A 17,844-nucleotide genomic window follows, 5' to 3' on the forward strand; every position below is an offset into this window, starting at 1 on the left:
AGCGACTTCTGAGTTTAATATAATGACACTCGTTTTAGATAACATTCATAAATCCTACGGAAAACGCTTTGTCGTTAATCGAGTTAACTTACAAGTAGCCCCTGGAGAAATTGTGGGACTCCTCGGTCCTAATGGAGCGGGAAAAACTACTACCTTTTATATTGCGACAGGGTTAATTAAACCCAATACAGGTAAAGTGTGGCTTCATCAACAAGATGTTACTACTTTGTCTCTCAATAAAAGAGCGCAGTTAGGAATCGGTTATATGACCCAACAAGCTAGTATTTTCCGCCATTTGAGTGTTCGCGAAAATATTCACTTAGCTCTAGAACAAACTAAAGTTCCTTTTCGCCAACGGGCAAACCGTCTGCATCAACTTATAGAAGAATTTCGTCTAGAAAAAATTGCCAATACCCAAGGCTCTCAAGTTTCTGGGGGAGAACGACGGCGCACAGAACTCGCTAGATCCTTAGCAGTAGGACTCAATGGACCAGAATTTCTGTTATTAGATGAACCTTTTGCTGGGGTTGACCCGATCGCAGTTTCGGAAATTCAGACTCTAATCGCCCACTTACGTGATCGCAATATAGGTATCCTGATTACCGACCATAATGTCCGAGAAACCCTTGCTATCACTAATCGTGCCTATATTATGCGTGACGGTCAGATTTTAGCTGCTGGTAGTGCTGAAGAACTTTATGCTAATGATTTAGTGCGACAGTATTATTTAGGGGAAAACTTCCAGTTATAACGAAAAATAACCATGAACATGGGGCAATTTAAATTTAAAAAAGTTAATTTGGAACTTCCTAGCTTATCCATTATGGATCGCTATCTTTTTATGGAGATTTTATTACCTTTTCTCTTTGGAATGGGGATTTTCACCTCATTAGGCATTGCGATCGGAACTTTATTTGATCTAGTGCGCCGTGTCACAGAATCGGGTTTATTACTTACTGTAGCCCTAAAAATCCTGGCATTGAAAATGCCTGGGTTCGTTGTTTTGGCTTTTCCAATGGCCATGTTATTGGCAGCTTTAATGGCTTATAGTCGTCTATCGAGCGATAGTGAATTAATTGCCATGAGAAGTTTAGGGGTCAGTATTTATCGCTTAGTAATTCCTTCCGTGTTATTTAGCTTAATAGTGACAGTATGTGCCTTTATAGTGAATGATTGGATTGCCCCAGCAGCCACTCACGAAGCGGCTGTTACCCTAGAAAAGGCTATTAACCAAGAACGTCCCAATTTTACAGAACGAAATATTGTTTATCCCGAATACCGTACCCTTCAACAGGAAGATGGAAAAGAAGCAACTATTTTAAGCCGTCTATTCTATGCGGAAGAATTTAATGGGAAACAAATGCGGGGATTGACGATCCTTGATCGTACCCAAGAAGGGGTAAACCAAATTGTCACATCTCAGTCGGCAACATGGAATATTTTAACTAATACCTGGGATTTTTTTAACGGAACAATTTACTTAATTGCCCCTGATGGTTCCTATCGTAATATTGTCCGGTTTCAACATCAACAATTAGCTTTACCCCGCGCTCCTTTAGATTTAGCAAATAGTCGTCAAAACTTTACTGAAATGAGTATTCGTGAGACTCAAGAATATTTAGAAGTTATGAAACTTAGTGGTAATGAAAAACGGGTTCGTAAGGTACAAGTTCGCATACAAGAAAAGTATGCTCTTCCGTTTGTTTGCGTAGTGTTTGGGTTAGTGGGAGCAGCGATAGGAGTTAGACCGCAAAATACCAATCGAGCCACTAGTTTTGGAATTTGTGTTGGGTTGATTTTTGGCTATTATCTTCTTGCTTTCGTTACTAGTTCTTTAGGAATTTGGGGAATTTTTACTCCGTTTTTAGCAGCTTGGGCTCCTAATATTTTAGGATTGAGTGCCGGAGGATTATTACTAGTACAATCAGCCAGTCTAAGATAGTAAAAATAGAAAAAAATATGATATTTAATATCCTTATTCAAGGAAAAGTTATTGAAATCCCAAGAGTTACTTTCCCTTTAGAAGAAAGTATGACTTCTAGAAAATAATTGCGGATCACATCATGAAAAAAAAAGAAAATGTTTGCTAATTCACTTTCTATAATTAGACTAAGTACAAAAATTATGGGTATTGACATTAGATTATGAGTCTTTATATAATAAGTTTGTTTTTAACAAATTAATAAATTAAACATTTAACTTATTATTGTTATTAAGACTTATTAAAATTTTCATTAGTGGTGGCAATCCTATTTAACTTAATTTTATTTATTTACTTAAACAGGTTTAAAATAATAGCTCAAAGGTAAAGATTTTATTTGTGATTAAATACTGTTAGTTTGAAAAATATTACCAATGATTTCTTCTATGGAAGGGTCAGTTACATTAAGATCAATGACTTCCAATTGATCTAGAATATGAGTAATCATAGTGATTAAATTTTCTTGTTTAACTAAAAACCTAACTACTTGTCTATCAACGGTTTCAACATTCCCATAACTAGCTAATTGATCAGTTGAAATAGAGTGAGCTAATTCTACATTTACCTGTCGATAAGGGGAAAATCTAGAGAAAATTTTCTCTAAATCTCCGTCATAGATTAATTGTCCTTGATGAATCAATAAAACCCGTTTGCATAAAGCTGTAATATCAGCCATATAATGACTGATTAACAGAATTGTTGCTTGATACTGCTGATTATAATCCCGTAAAAATTTCCTAATCGCAGCTTGAGCATTAACATCTAATCCTAAAGTCGGTTCATCTAAAAATAATATTTGGGGATAATGTAAAAGAGCGGCTAATAATTCAGCTTTCATCCGTTCTCCTAAAGATAGTTTACGGACTGGCTGGGTTAGTTTATCTTCAATTGATAACATTTGAGATAATTCTTGTAGTCGTTGTTTAAAGATTTTATCTGGAATTTTATAGACTGCTCCGTTAATCCTTAATGAATCTAATGTTGGTAAATCCCATAATAATTGCTGTTTTTGTCCCATCACTAAACTGGTTTTTTGTAGAAACTGGGGTTGGCGACGAAAGGGAAGATACCCCGCAATTCTCACCTTTCCTTCTGAAGGATGAATTAGCCCAGTAAGCATCTTCAGGGTGGTGGTTTTCCCTGCACCATTAGCTCCAAGAAATCCAACTATTTCCCCCTGTTCAATAGTGAATGAGATATCTTTGACAGCTTCTACTTTTCGGTAAGTTCGATTGAAAAAGTGGGATAATGTTCCTCTAATTCCAGGTTTTTTAATAGGAATATAGTAGTTTTTAGCAAGATTTTCGACAATAATTGACATTATGATTACAATTGATAATTGTTAAACTTTTATACATATCTATGATTAACAAACCAGGTAACAGCATCTTGTAAAGCTTGTTTAACCGATGATTGGGGTAATCCTAATTCCTTGACTGCTTTGCTTCCATCGTAATACATCGGAAACTGAGACATTCGTACTTCATCTAGGACTAGGGATGGAGATCTTCCCAAAGGAGCTAACAGAGATTCTTCGATCCAAGCGATAGTTAAAGGTAGCCAAAAAGGAACAGTTTGCTGGGGAGCATTTAATCGAGTAATAGTAGCTAATTCTTCTAATAGCCTTTTAAGGCTTAAATTTTTGTGTCCTAGGAGGTAACGTTCCCCCGATTTCCCTTTTTCTAAAGCTAATAAATGACCCCAGGCTACATCTCGCACGTCAATTACGTTTAACCCTGTGTCTACATAAGCGGGCATTTGACGGCGTAAAAATCTCAAGATGATCTTTCCCGTGGGGGTAGGTTTAATATCCCATGGTCCGATAGGGGTACTGGGATTAACAATGACTACATCTTGACCATTTTGGACAGCTTTATGAGCCTCTTGTTCAGCCCAATATTTTGATTTTTTGTAGTGACTAACTAATTTCTCTACTGGACTTTGATAAGTTTCATTAATGATTTGACCGGACTTTCCTACTCCAATAGCGGCGACGGAACTTGTATAAACCGTGCGTTCAATTCTAGCTTGACGGGCGGCTTCTAGAATTGAACGAGTTCCCAAAACATTACTTTGATAAAGTTGGCGGCGATCTTGTTGATAGAAAGAATAGTGAGCTGCAACGTGAAAAAGTATGTGAGTTCCTCGTATTTTTGCAGCCAAGTCAGGACCATTTAGATCACCTTTTACCTGTTCAACATCTAGGTTTTTAAGGTTATTTAAACAACTGTTGGGACGCACTAACACTCGCACTTGATAACCTTGCTCTAATAACAGCCGAACTAGGTTTGTGCCGACAAATCCAGTTCCTCCTGTAATAAATGCTTTAATTGTCATTTATGAAGTAATTTTTTTGTAATTAAATATATGTAAATTTTAAATTGCTCAGATAAGCATAATAAACGAAAGAATTTTTATCAACAAAACATTACATTAAGGTAAAATGTGCTAAGCAAACTCTTCCTGTTGGATATAAACTAGAGTTTTTATTATACTGTGACACATCTTTCATAAAAAAGTTTTGAGTGATTCTTCTATACTAACATCCTCTTCAATTACCTTAAAATTAATTTTTTAAATCTCCTCCTTATTGAATAATTTGACAAACTTCCTTTAGTTTTTTAATATTTAGCTAATTTTTATGTGCCTAACTTAAAAATAAATTTACATCTTTCAAGAAACATTAGGTTAGAAAGTTAAGATTATCAAAGTTTCGCTGTTTCATTTATTCTATTTTGTTGCAAAAGGTAGAAGTATATAAAGTACTTTTCGCAAAATCACCATAAATCTATCAGTGTTGACTCTTTGATATTTAACTAAACTAAAAATACTTATATAACAGCAATTAAGTGATTTAACATTTATATTTATTCTAGGATTTATTTCATAATATACTCACCAATATAATGCGAATCTAAACCGTAATAAAATATTATTACATTCCTGATCATTATTTAAATTAAATTTACTTTGCTCATATCGTCACTAATAATATTTAAGTCCTAGCTTGGAAAATACTACCTGAAACTAGAATTTTAGGCAATCTGCTCCTAGGAGCACTACTCCTTGTTGAAGGACTCTGCTTCCATTTTAGGAAATTGCTCTTATTTCAATCACAGTACAATTTTGGAAAACGAACTTTGAAGCTTAAAGTTACTTCTCGAATAACTTTGAGATCTGTCAACATTACAACGAGAGTATCTATTACTCGAATTGCTTATATCCTTATAAGGGATAATATTGCACAAATGTCATAGGAAATTTAACAGCTTTACTGAATGTTTGACTCTAATTAGCAGCATAAAAATTTATTTGTACAAACATTGAAACAATAATTTTTTTCCACAATCTAGCTTATAATATTCCAATCTTTATAAGTATTAGACTAGTATTTTATAATTAAAATCATAAGTTTATTCAGGCGACATTAGCCTCAATGAATATCTCAGATATTAAAAAATTTGCATTTACGCTATACACATCTTCAAGAGATTCTAGTGTATCAATTAATTTTAAAAGTAATCTGTATTGATCTGAATCATTAACTTCTACAAGAGTATTAGGAATCCATCTTAATTCCACTTCAAAAGAATTAATTTTTTTTTCTTTTAAGGTTTGAGTTAGAGGATCTAAGTTAGTAACTTCACTAAAAATTTCAGCCTTCATTTCTTCTTCAGATAATTTGTAGGTTTCCGCCCCTCCTTGGACGGAAACTTCAAGAAGAAAATCTTCACTGATTTCTCCTTCAAGAATGACAACCACTTTTTGGTCAAACATCCAACTTACACAACCTATTTCTCCTAAATTTCCTCTGTTTTTACTAAACGCTTCCCTCAGATCAGCAGCTGTGCGGTTGCGATTGTCGGTTAGGGCTTCAATGAGAATAGCCACGCCCCCTAATCCGTAGCCTTCATAGCAGATTTCTTCGTACATAGAATCGCTATTTTCATAGGTTCCTGCCCCTTTAGCAATCGCCCGTTCTATATTTTTATTAGGAATCCCAGCGGCTTTGGCTTTTTCAATTGCAGTCCTAAGTTGAAAATTAGCCGCTGGATCAGGAAGCCCATGTCTTGCTGCTATGATAATGGCACGGGATAATTGAGTAAAAGTTTTGCCTTTCTTTTTATCAACTCTTTCTTTTTGGCGTTTGATATTTGCCCACTTACTATGACCTGCCATAATTTTTTCAAAAACCCTATATATATTATATAATTTTACTACATCCTGAACTAACTCATAAATAGTTAACTGTCTGATAGAATCATTACTTAACTTTGACAACTATAATTAGATACATTCAATTAAATTACTAGATACAGTTGATACTTATTATGAATACTAAGTAGTCTTTCTTATTTTTTAGTATTAATTATCAGTTTATTAAACTTAATAAAATATTTTAAGTATTTATATAATAAATCTGCTTTAACTCTCCATATTTATTGATTTAATTTAGGTAATTTAAGGTAATAATAATTATTTTGAATAAAAGTTTTTATTTTTTTATGTATATATTTATCAAATTTATTTTTTACGGTATTCAACAAATTAATAACAATTTGGGATATCTGCTAATATAAAAGTATTTTAAATTACATTAATACTCATTTTGGATAATAGACTGTTTACAATATAGAAAAAAATGAACCAATAAGTGTACTCTAAAATAAATATTTTATTCTAAATCCTTAAACTAAAGCTGTCACCAATAAAAAAATTATGGTATTAGGAATAATTTTAAATAGCTCTAATATAAAAATAGCCATGAAAACTGTTAATACTAATAGTAGTTAATCACCATGCAATTAAAAGATTTATAACTTACCTTCTCTTAGTTTGCACTATTTTACAAAAAAGTTAAATTTATTTATAAAATAACTGTTAATCTAAATTAATTTAAAATTATAAAAATGGTTCAATTTTTTTGATCAAATATCATTAATAACAATAACTTTCATATTTATTCAATATACGACCTTAATATTTTTTGATAAAAAGTTTCTTACATATCTCGACAGTTAAAAGACTTAGCGTGATCTCCTGAATAAGTTGCTACAATGTGAGCGTCTCCAGTCACTTGATATTTATAGGTAACTAATCCTTCTAAGCCTACCGGACCTCTGGGAGGCATTTTTTGAGTACTAATACCGACTTCAGCCCCAAAACCGTAGCGAAACCCATCAGAAAAACGAGTTGAACAATTATGAAATACCCCGGCTGCATCTACTTGGTTTAAAAATTTTGTAGCGGAAATATTATTTTCCGTAATGATTGCATCGGTATGTTTTGAACCATAAGTGTTGATGTGAGCGATCGCGTTTTCTAGGGAAGCTTCGATTTTAATTGAGAGGATAAGATCACTATATTCTGTTTTCCAATCCTCTTCTGTAGCAGGCATTATATCGATTAATTCTTGACAATTTTTATCTCCCCTTAATTCAACATTATTTTCTTTTAAAACTTGAGCTATCTTAGGCAAGAACTGAGGGGCAATTTCTTGGTGCACTAATAATGTTTCAATGGCATTGCAAGCTGCAGGATATTGAATTTTAGAATCTACTGTTATGGCAATTGCCTTATTTAAATCTGCCTGTTTATCAACATAAAGGTGACAAATTCCATCGGCATGACCTAAGACAGGAATATTAGTATTTTGTTGAATATAACTAACAAAATTATTAGATCCTCTAGGGATAATTAAATCAACATCCTTTTCTAACGCTAATAATTCTTTAATTTCTTCACGGGTAGTTAGTAATTTAATACTATCGCGATCAACGCTAGTTTTTACAAGTGCGTCTTGGATAACTTTGAATAGAGTTTGACAGGAATTAATTGCTTCTTTTCCTCCTTTAAGAATTACCCCATTACCAGATTTTATGGCTAAGCTAGTAATTTGAATTAAGGCTTCAGGTCTGGCTTCAAAAATAACTCCTAACACTCCCAATGGGCAGGTTTTTCTCTTTAATATTAACCCCTCATCCAACTCTCGATGGATTTGAATTATCCCTACAGGATCGGGCAATATTCCAATATTTCTTACCCCCTTAATCGTAGCTTTTAATTTGGTCTCGCTAAGTTTTAAACGGTTATATAAAGGTTGAGAAAGTCCTTCCCTTTTAGCGGTTTGACAGTCAGATTGGTTCGACGTAATAATTTCAGGAATTTTGTCTTCCAAGGCCTGCGCGATGGCTTCAATTGCATTATTGCGCTCGTCTATAGATAGTAATCCTAACTGACGTGCAGCTTCACGGGTTTTCTTGGCAATTTTTACTAAAGATAAAGCTGTGACTGAAGTTGAAAGCATAAAAATTTTTAAATTAACGTTTCTTTCGATATACTATCATATCTAAAAACCTAAAAATCTTACTATTCTAAACTTATATCTTTAATGGGTTTTTATATTTCTAGAAATAAAGCAGAAAAAAATATTGAAGAGTATAGATGTAGACTGAAAATATTAATATGTTTACATAAGTAAAAAAATTGATAGCTAACTTAGGAATAAAGTCTTTTAAATTTAATATTTTAATTTTTAATCATTGTGGTTATTCTAGGCTAGCTGCAAAACACCACTATTTGATAAAGATACAAAATTATAAAACTTATTTTTATAGTTATAAAGTGTAGTATTACCGTTAAATTTCAATCACTAATATTAAAATTTTAAATAAAATGATATTAGTAATTAGATATGAATTAGCGTGAAAGATAAAGATAGGTTAAGGGTTCAAACTATTTAGAATATATAACAGTTTTGCTATTGGTTCAAAAACAATAGCAAAACTGTTATATTTTTCTTGAAAATAAATTTTATTTTATAAAAAAATGATTCAGATAAAATAAAAACTGCTCGTAATATATATTATTTCTGTTATACTACTATTTATAGTGTACTATTACGTCTCTTAGTCAATAAAGTAATTTTTTCTCTTTTTGCAAAAAAGTCTTTTCTATATCAATAGATAAAAAATATTCTTCTTAAATAATAGTTATTATTATATCGACTTATACCAATATATAAAATACCATGTATAAACAATAAACACAAATTGTTTAGTTATACACAAAAGAGAAAATCTTCTAAGTAAGATTGGTTACTCAATAAATACATAATCTAATTTATTTTATCACTTATAAAATAAATTAGTAGAGATTTTTTTGATTAAATTTTAGAAAAAACCTTTCAAATAAATAATATTTTAACGCTATATAACAATTTTGTGCTTTGATTAATAGCTAGACTATCTTTTAAATGAAATGAATATTATGACTACTAGTAAAACTAAGACAGAGCTGTGGATTAATGAAAATATTACCCCTTGGGACATTTATAGTCATGGAATTAAAGAAATTTTAGTTTATAAAAAAACTCCATATCAGGAGATGTATATTGTTGAAAGTGAGTCCTATGGTAAAGCATTAATTTTAGACGGAAAATGGCAATCCTGTGTAGGAGATGAATTTATTTATCATGAAAGTTTAGTACAACCAGCAATGATTACCCATCAATTTGTAAAAAAAGCCCTCATTTTAGGTGGTGGAGAAGGGGCGACTATTCGGGAGATTTTACGGTGGAAATCTATTGAAAAAGTGACGATGATTGACATTGATGGAGAAGTAGTAGCTGCTTGTCAAAAACATCTACTTGAAATGCACCAAAACTGTTTTGATGATCCACGAGTGGAATTAATTATCGATGATGCTCTAAAAATTTTAGATAAAATCTCCGGAAAATGGGATATTATCATCTCAGATTTATCTGATCCCATTGAAGAAGGTCCGTCATTCCCATTATTTACCAAGGAATATTTCGCTAAACTACAGAAAGTATTATCTCCCCAGGGTTTAGTGATTATTCAGAGTGGTCAAGTTTCTCCTCCATTTATTAAATATCACGCCCGTTTAGTGAATACTCTAAAAGCTGTTTTTCCTCAAGTTAATTCTTATTGTGCTCCCACTCCTACCTATGGTTCTCCTTGGGGTTTTGCTATCTGTGGAAATCAAGTTTTAAACACTTTCCCTGACCCAGGTTTTGTTGATGATTTATTGGCGACACAAACGACAGGAGGATTACGTTTAATTGATGGACAAACTTTATTAGGAATGTTGCAAACTCCTCTTTATATTCGAGACGCAATTTCAAAATGCACGGATGTTTATACTTTTGATAAACCACCAAAATTTTTTAGTTAATTATCCTGAAGTTAACTTTTGATACTAGTATACCTTTGAGTTCAAATTAAATTGTTATTTAGATCTAATAAAATTAGATTGTTATTTTCTCAATTTAATTTTTTTTAAAATTGTGTTTTGCTCTTCTTCATTATCTTCAGTTTAATTAAATTCAAGTTTAACGATAGATATCTATGTATAGTTATCGACTGTAATTATATACCCTAGGTGTAACCATCCAACCATTATAGCTATAAGTATTATAATTACCTATAATAACTGTGGTTAATATGTCAATAGTAAAATTGAACATTTCTCCAAGGGAAGTTAAGGTTATCTTCTCGTCTGGACGATAAGCAGAAAGAACTAAAGCTAGCAGAGTTTTAGGATTACGGTATTTCAAAAAAATTTATTGTCTATAAATAATTTATTGAGTTCTTGTTCATGATCGTGGGTTATAAATAACCGTTATAAAATCCGCCTTTTAGGAGAAAAAGGTTTAAACGGAGATATCATACGTAAGTTAACCGCTTAATAGTGAATAACTATTAAGCGGTTAATTTTTTAGTTTCGTTGTAATTTTGTATATACTGTATACTGACTTAAATTATATAGAATCCAGATGGAACCGCTGTTGTGACTTATAAGGAATTGTACCTGTTGTTATTTGCGGTGCTAACTAGTACCATGGGGCAGTTATTGTTAAAACTCGGGGCAACTAAGCTAGGTAAAGTAAACGCAGATAACGCGGTTAGTCATATTTTGAATATCCTCATGACTCCAGAATTATTGGCGGGATTATCTTGCTATGGGTTAGGAGCGATAGCCTATATTCTCTTATTGACTCGTGTTCAACTGAGTATCGCTGGTCCTTCTGCGGCGTTAATTTATGTTTTTTCGGTTTTAATTGGCTATTTTTTCTTCCAAGAGTCAATCCCTGTATATCGTGCTTGTGGGTTAGGATTTATTATTTGTGGGGTTATTTTAGTTATTTGGAAAGCTTAAGACTAATCTCCATGTTACTTTAAACTATTAAGTGAGTTATTTATGAGGCTTAACTGCTTTTTTTTCCTTTGGACTTATGATTTTTAAAATTATCCCCTTGTGCAATCAATAGAAGTTATGCTATGATAAGCTGTTGAGAAAGACATGGGACTGTAGCTTAGTGGATTAGAGCGCGTGGCTACGAACCACGAGGTCGGGGGTTCAAGTCCCTCCAGTCCCGTACTCATTAAAAGTTAGTAAAGTTAAGATTAATTGTTCTTCCAGATTCAGTGTTTTTTTACGACCGACCCATTTTAAGTATTTTTAGTATGGAAGAGCTAAATTGACAAATATAATCAACTTTTCTAAGTAAATTGATTGTGTAAGTGGAGTTTGAACTATTTATGGGGTTAGTCAAAATTTACCGAAGATAGGGACTGTGAAGGATGAAATAAACTCCTTTAGATTTTGGTCAGAACAACTGATTTATATTTGTGGCTCCTGCAAACTTGTTGTTAGTCAAAACTGAATCCATAGAAACTTGTTTATCTGTTATTCAATAGGGTAAAAAGAGTGATATTCTAATCTACCTGACCGATCTAAAATAATGAGGAATAATCCTCCCAGAAACTAGTAAAGGCAACCAACCCTCAAGCTTAACTTATCCATGAAAGTTGATTATCTAACGCCACAAGCCGCTCAAACTCAATTCTTGGAAGTGCCAACTCTTCCCCCTACAAACTGCCAACCCTGGCCAGGGTTAATCGAAACCTATCGTCCCTATCTCCCCGTAAGCGAAGCAACTCCAATTATCACCCTTTTAGAAGGAAATACTCCCCTGATTGAAGTCCCCCGTATTTCCCAACAAATTGGGCGCGGAGTCAAAGTACTGGTTAAATATGATGGCTTGAACCCTACAGGAAGTTTCAAAGATCGGGGCATGACCATGGCGATTTCCAAGGCTGCTGAAAATGGAGCCAAAGCAGTAATTTGTGCTAGTACGGGAAACACTTCAGCAGCAGCGGCTGCCTATGCTAAACGTGGTAATATGCAAGTTTTTGTTATCATTCCTGATGGCTATGTTGCCCTAGGAAAGTTAGCGCAGGCTTTGCTTTATGGAGCAGAGGTGATCGCCATTGAAGGGAATTTTGACGATGCTTTAACTATTGTCCAAGAAATGGCCGAAAAGTATCCCATTACCCTGGTTAATTCTATTAACCCCTATCGTTTAGAAGGGCAAAAAACCGCAGCTTTCGAAGTGGTAGATTGCTTAGGAAATGCCCCCGATTGGTTATGTATTCCTGTGGGCAATGCAGGGAATATTAGTGCTTATTGGATGGGATTTTGTCAATATCATAGTTTAGGGAAATGCGATCACCTACCCAAAATGATGGGGTTTCAAGCTGCAGGGTCTGCACCATTCATCAGTGGTAAACCAATTGGATCACCTGAAACTCTGGCAACAGCTATTCGTATTGGGAACCCTGCTAATTGGGATAAAGCTTGGGCAGTTAAAAAAGCTAGTCTCGGAGAGTTTAACGCTGTCACCGACCAGGAAATTCTAGAAGCTTATCGCTTATTAGCCTCTCAAGAAGGAATTTTCTGTGAACCGGCCAGTGCCGCTTCTGTGGCAGGATTATTAAAAGTCAAAGATCAAGTTCCTAGTGAAGCAACAGTGGTTTGTGTATTAACAGGCAATGGACTTAAAGATCCTGACTGTGCGATCAACTATAGCAATAATCAAATAAAATCGGGAATCAAGCCCCAATTACCTCTTGTTGCTGAAGCGATGGGATTTTAATACTCAGTGTCGGACTTAATTCTCGATGCTTTTTATAGAAAGTTAGGAAAAATCTGAGATATTTGATACAAATTTTAGAAACTTTAACTACACATTTTATAGGGGCAATAGCTGTTTACCTCTATAAAATGTGATTTCAATAAAATTTAAAATATCGGTTGTTATTCTCAATATCCAAGTCACAGTACAATAAGGTTGATGATTGCCTTAAATAACAACTGTCAACAATCTAAACTACAATAGTTGTTCAAAAAATAGTAGAAGGCAAAGCTAACTTACCTTTTTGTCTTAAATAAAAAGAAGGGTTTTGAGATCAGTAGGTATAAGCAACCGGTCAAGCAAAAAAGTTAAAAAAGCAGTTCCAAATACCTAGATTTCTCGAATGCTCAATCTAAGAGATTTTTTGATGTCTATTGTTTTCCTTAGATCTACCAGTTGAATCTTCTAGGGATGTCCCCATTTTTTTAAAATACCACTTTATTCAAAGATACAGAAGACGTGTATTATGTAATTTTTCAACATATGGAATAGAGCTATGACGAAGGAGTATTTAGTCAATATGGACAATAGTAACTTCTAGTAGTAAATTACTCTACTAGAAGTTACTGATATTTTTTTATAGTTATATTTATAATCCTAAAAAATGAAGATATAAAAATATAACTCCATAATTAATATTATTTAAGTCCTTACATTCAGCATCACAACAGCAATTACATTGCATTAGAGCTAATTTTTAAAAAATTAAAGAATAAATTGAAATATTAAAAATTTTTTAATATTTTTTTCTCATTAGATTTAACACAATTATGGCTGTTCCTTATACTAATTTGGAATGGGATACTTTACTCACCTATGCTGATGGTATCATTTCAGAGGTAGTAATAGCTTTGTCTTCAAGTACAGTTATAGCAAGGGAATATGGTCTTCCTTGAGTCATAGATCTTTACTATGCTACTCAAATATTCAAAGGTGAACAATGAGGTATTGCAGAAATTTTAGATAATTAGAGTTTATCTAAAAAAGACCCTATGAAAAAGGTTTTATGTCTAACCTGCACCTATAATAATCTTTATCACAATCATGACAAATTCATCAAAAAAACCTCAATCTTTACTCAAAACATTAAAACTATTTGATTGGATCGCCTTAGGGTGTATTGTTATTCTCAGTTTGGCAATGGGAGTAGTGTTAGTGAGAGGAGAACAAATTCCCTTGCGAGTCAGTTATTTTAGTTGGAACGGAAAAAAAATTGGGTTACAAGATAAAGCCTTTAGACTAACTTTTAACCGTCCTGTAGATAAGTATAGTGTTGAAAAATATCTATCTATTGATCCTCCCCTTCCTGGGAAAATTAGCTGGCAAGGACGCCAATTAATTTATACTTTAGACGATCCCCCAATTTACGGGACAAATTATCAAATTAAATTGCAAAATGCTCACAGAATTTATGATCAGAAACCGATTGAACCATTTGTTAGTTTATTTAGCACTCGTGATCGTACCTTTGCCTATATTGGCGTTACGGCAGAAGAACGAGGGCGGCTAATTCTCTATAATATTACTGATACTAATCAACCGAAAAAAACAATCCTAACCCCTCTCGATCTAATCGTCACTAATTTTAGAATTTATCCCAATGGTAATAAAATTCTGTTTAGTGCTTATGAACCTAGTCTCAGGGGTAAAACATTGGTAAAACAGCAATTATACACGGTCACCACAGGTTTACAAGTTTCTCCTAATGGTGTTGAAATGCCACGGGCTGGAAGACTAAAACGCATCCTTGACACAAAAGACTATCAAAATTTGAGTTTCGATCTATCGCGCAATGGTCAAAGTATTGTCATTTGGCGAATTAATCATAAAAATCCAGATGATTCAGGTTTATGGACGGTTTCTGACGGACAAAATCCAAGACCATTGGGAGTTCCTGGAGGAGATTTCGTTATTTCCCCTGATGGTAAGCGTGTAGTTATCTCTCAACGAGGTGGGGTGGGAATAGTTCCTTTAACCTCTGATGGGGGATCGTCAGAGTTCTTAGCAGGGTATGAAAAAAGTCTAGGATTTTCTGCCGATGGGAAGCAGATGCTTCTGGTTAGAGATAATCGGGATTATACGCGATCACTGATACTTATCGATCGAAACAAAAAAAAGCAAGAGTTATTCCGTACCCTTTATCCAATTATTGACTGCGAGTTTGAACCCAGGGAAGAAAAATTGCTTTATTGTCTTAAAACTGACTTAATTGAGGATAAAAAAGGTAAATATCGTGAAGAACCTTTTCTTTCAGTAATTGACATGGAAAAGACAGTAGATTTTCCCCTACTTGCTTTACCCAACTATCGGGATGTCCAACTAAGCATGTCCCCTGATGGAGTCGCTTTATTATTTGATCAAGTAGCGACAACGGTTCCTAAATCAACCAATGATTTAATTACCTCAGAACAACAGGCAATCGTTGATGGACAAGTGTGGTTACTTCCTCTCCCTGAGTTAAAAGAATCAGACAAAACTCTTAAAATTAAACCAGAAGAATTAGAAATCGGGTTTAAAGCACAATGGTTGCCTTAAGGTTTTGTTTATGGGTTATCTGTTTATTTTGTTAGTGTTTGTAACAAAATATTTCAAAAAATACCTTAGGTTTCCTAGTTTATGCTCCAGAAATGGTAAGTTTAGTCCAGAGCTGAATAATAACACACCGAAGTGAGTGAACAGTGGTTAACAAGAAGTTTATTTCCCATATCCATATCGGAACTCCAAGTTGGAGTTACTTTGGTTTCTAGATTGTCAGCTTTTTACCTATCTATGGAACTTTATAAGTAGGATGTTCGTTTTATAAAATAGTCAGCATATTTGTTGACCAATTGCTTTCCAGAGTTTTTTATTAATGATTCTTCGTCAAACAGTTAAATGCCTATGGCTGCACCTCAGATTTTAGAAACTTATCGAAGTCCGAGTTTCTCCTCTGTCCGCCGACGTCGTCGCAAACCTGATCAGAAAGAAACTCATGTTCAGGCTCAATGGATGACTACCGAAATTAAAGTCAAACTGATCGTTAATGGAACTTTGTCAGTTCTTGCCGCTTTCACCTTGCTAAAACTGTTACCTTATCAGTTTTTACAACAGGTAAAACTGAAAGAAGTTCTAACTCAAGTCCAAGAAACAGAAAGACGAGTGGGGGAGTTAAGACAAGATTTTGGACGTAGTTTCGATCCACATCAAGTTAAACAAGTGATGCAAGAAAATAGTCCTTTAATTGACCCTAATCAACGGCAGATTTATTGGAAATAATCTTTTTATTATTCATTAGACAATAATTAAAATGTTACACAGAAAAGACCAATCAAGTCTAGGTTTTTTTAGGTAATTTAGATTTTTTAGCAATTTTTTCTATGGGTTGTCTTGAATTTGTTGATATTTTTTATAACAAATAATTGCTAAATTCAGAATAAATTTATTAATCCTCAACCTCTCTCAAACAATATTCAACTTCGGTGATTATTTTGTTAGATAAAGTCAAGTTTAACTATCTTCGCATGGTGTAAATTTCAGGATGTTGTTGTTCTAGAATACCCCAGATGCTAATTTTAGACACCTTGATCCCAAAACTATTGAAGTAAACTACATCAAAAGGGTGAATAAAGCGACCATCTGAACCATCGCCAATATTTTCCTATCCAATAGGAAAAAGATCTCTACCCCTTAGCAGGTAGCCAGTTTTGATACAAGTTAAGACTAAAATGTAGCCCTTTGATCTTCAAATTTTAGAATAAACCTAGGCTTATATAATACTCTATAATACTATTAGTCACATGGATAGTTTTGAGTTGACCACCATGGTATATCTGATGTTGCAGGTTTCTGTTTCGAGGGTGATATGGTCTCATTTGAGTCCCTGGCATTTTTCTGCCGGTTCTTTACCTTTCTAGGTATATAACATTGCTTGACTTAAGAATAGTATGGGTTAGTCTTTATTAAAGAATTGGAATCAACAAACTCCAATAAACTTTAACCTCCGTTTCAAGTAATTCCATCTGGGACTTATACTGCTAACTGTGGGAGGTCTCAATCCTTTTCTATTTTAACCGACAGATCCTATAAAATTATTAATAACTAGACAGCAGTTCCTCATGTCAATTTTATAGCTTAATTAAAGCGGGTGAGGGGAATCGAACCCCTATCATTAGCTTGGAAGGCTAAGGTTTTACCACTAAACTACACCCGCAAACCAGCTGTAAGCTCATTGATCCTACCCAAATGAAATTAACATGGATCTTAAACACTTGTCAAGGTCTTGGTTTAGAACTTTTCCAGACCTTGAAGAACAAGTCCTTGACTAAGTTGTCTTAATGGCATCTGACAAGGTTTTCCAACAAAAATAACGTTCTCCCCCCATTTCCACAATAACCTTAATCCGACGTTCAATAAAGGGCAAATTAGCAAGATATTCTAATTCGGTTTTAGATAGAATGTGTCCTTCTAAAATCCATAATATTAATCCCTTAGACTTAGCTGGTAAGTGTTCTACTTGATAGGCGGCAATGGGAGGAACAAAATATGTGGAGCCAACAGCCGCATCTTGTCCAATATTCTTTTTACCCAAATGAGGAGGGCGAACTCCATGAATGCCCATCAAATAGGCACTGACATCGCCAAGTCCCTTAGCTGTTAAAGAAAGGCTATTATAACCATTAGCTCGTAAACGTCGTTGATAACGCCCTTCAAAACCACCCTCTAGAGGGGCGTATACTGCCAACGCGCCTGATTTTTCCAAAGCGCGGACTAATTCTTTTCCAGTCTCTAAAGCGCGTAGCAATCCTTTTCCGATGGTTAGCAGTGTCATTGCAGTCCTAAAAAAATTCCTTTATTGATTATAAGGGAATCCTTCCCGTTGAGAGAA

The 17,844-nt window shown here is 33.9% G+C and carries 13 protein-coding genes and 2 tRNA genes; 9 read left to right on the forward strand and 6 right to left on the reverse strand.

The annotated features are described in order from the left end of the window. Positions 1–22: 22 nt before the first annotated feature. Both lptB and ETSB_RS01260 read left to right on the forward strand, forming a co-directional pair. On the forward strand, positions 23–751 hold the full coding sequence (lptB, locus tag ETSB_RS01255; RefSeq protein ID WP_044105838.1) for an LPS export ABC transporter ATP-binding protein: 729 nt from the start codon (positions 23–25) through the stop codon (positions 749–751). Positions 752–763: 12 nt separating this feature from the next. Next, a complete protein-coding gene (locus tag ETSB_RS01260; protein WP_044105840.1) occupies positions 764–1,942 on the forward strand; it encodes an LptF/LptG family permease in 1,179 nt (392 codons plus the stop codon). Between the two features lie 382 nt (positions 1,943–2,324). Here ETSB_RS01260 and ETSB_RS01265 read toward each other — a convergent pair whose 3' ends face one another. The 4 genes from ETSB_RS01265 to proA all read right to left on the reverse strand — a co-directional run bounded on the left by ETSB_RS01265 (position 2,325) and on the right by proA (position 8,288). After that, a complete protein-coding gene (locus ETSB_RS01265; protein WP_044105841.1) occupies positions 2,325–3,302 on the reverse strand; it encodes an ABC transporter ATP-binding protein in 978 nt (325 codons plus the stop codon). 29 nt (positions 3,303–3,331) lie between these two features. Next, the gene (hpnA, locus tag ETSB_RS01270) at positions 3,332–4,318 is read right to left on the reverse strand and encodes a hopanoid-associated sugar epimerase (protein ID WP_044105842.1); all 987 of its coding nucleotides are present in this window, start codon (positions 4,316–4,318) and stop codon (positions 3,332–3,334) included. Positions 4,319–5,398: 1,080 nt separating this feature from the next. Then, a complete protein-coding gene (locus ETSB_RS01275) occupies positions 5,399–6,160 on the reverse strand; it encodes a YebC/PmpR family DNA-binding transcriptional regulator (protein WP_044105843.1) in 762 nt (253 codons plus the stop codon). A gap of 823 nt (positions 6,161–6,983) precedes the next feature. Then, a complete protein-coding gene (proA, locus tag ETSB_RS01280) occupies positions 6,984–8,288 on the reverse strand; it encodes a glutamate-5-semialdehyde dehydrogenase (RefSeq protein ID WP_044105844.1) in 1,305 nt (434 codons plus the stop codon). Positions 8,289–9,250: 962 nt separating this feature from the next. On the opposite strand from proA, the gene ETSB_RS01285 reads away from it, so the two are divergent. The 7 genes from ETSB_RS01285 to ETSB_RS01310 all read left to right on the forward strand — a co-directional run bounded on the left by ETSB_RS01285 (position 9,251) and on the right by ETSB_RS01310 (position 16,235). Beyond that, positions 9,251–10,177 carry a spermine/spermidine synthase domain-containing protein gene (locus ETSB_RS01285; protein WP_044105845.1) on the forward strand — a complete coding sequence of 309 codons (927 nt, stop codon included), beginning with the start codon at positions 9,251–9,253 and terminating at the stop codon, positions 10,175–10,177. 615 nt (positions 10,178–10,792) lie between these two features. Continuing rightward, the gene (locus ETSB_RS01290) at positions 10,793–11,161 is read left to right on the forward strand and encodes an EamA family transporter (RefSeq protein WP_044105847.1); all 369 of its coding nucleotides are present in this window, start codon (positions 10,793–10,795) and stop codon (positions 11,159–11,161) included. Between the two features lie 146 nt (positions 11,162–11,307). Then, positions 11,308–11,381 (forward strand) — tRNA-Arg (locus ETSB_RS01295). A 426-nt stretch (positions 11,382–11,807) separates the two neighbouring features. Next, the gene (thrC, locus tag ETSB_RS01300; RefSeq protein WP_084220169.1) at positions 11,808–12,941 is read left to right on the forward strand and encodes a threonine synthase; all 1,134 of its coding nucleotides are present in this window, start codon (positions 11,808–11,810) and stop codon (positions 12,939–12,941) included. Positions 12,942–13,750: 809 nt separating this feature from the next. Further along, positions 13,751–13,876: a hypothetical protein gene (locus ETSB_RS10435; protein ID WP_269763973.1), complete on the forward strand. Its 126-nt coding sequence runs from the start codon at positions 13,751–13,753 to the stop codon at positions 13,874–13,876. A gap of 148 nt (positions 13,877–14,024) precedes the next feature. Next, complete coding sequence (locus ETSB_RS01305) at positions 14,025–15,515, forward strand: TolB-like translocation protein (RefSeq protein ID WP_044105848.1); 1,491 nt, start codon at positions 14,025–14,027, stop codon at positions 15,513–15,515. 345 nt (positions 15,516–15,860) lie between these two features. Beyond that, the gene (locus ETSB_RS01310; protein WP_044107531.1) at positions 15,861–16,235 is read left to right on the forward strand and encodes a slr1601 family putative cell division protein; all 375 of its coding nucleotides are present in this window, start codon (positions 15,861–15,863) and stop codon (positions 16,233–16,235) included. An 863-nt stretch (positions 16,236–17,098) separates the two neighbouring features. Here the strand turns inward: ETSB_RS01310 and ETSB_RS01315 are convergent. Both ETSB_RS01315 and ndhN read right to left on the reverse strand, forming a co-directional pair. Then, positions 17,099–17,169, reverse strand: a tRNA-Gly gene (locus ETSB_RS01315). Between the two features lie 111 nt (positions 17,170–17,280). After that, positions 17,281–17,787, reverse strand: coding sequence for an NAD(P)H-quinone oxidoreductase subunit N (gene ndhN, locus ETSB_RS01320; protein WP_044105849.1), 507 nt, complete (start codon positions 17,785–17,787; stop codon positions 17,281–17,283). Positions 17,788–17,844: the final 57 nt, after the last annotated feature.

The organism is cyanobacterium endosymbiont of Epithemia turgida isolate EtSB Lake Yunoko (assembly GCF_000829235.1).
Taxonomy (GTDB): Bacteria; Cyanobacteriota; Cyanobacteriia; order Cyanobacteriales; family Microcystaceae; genus Rippkaea.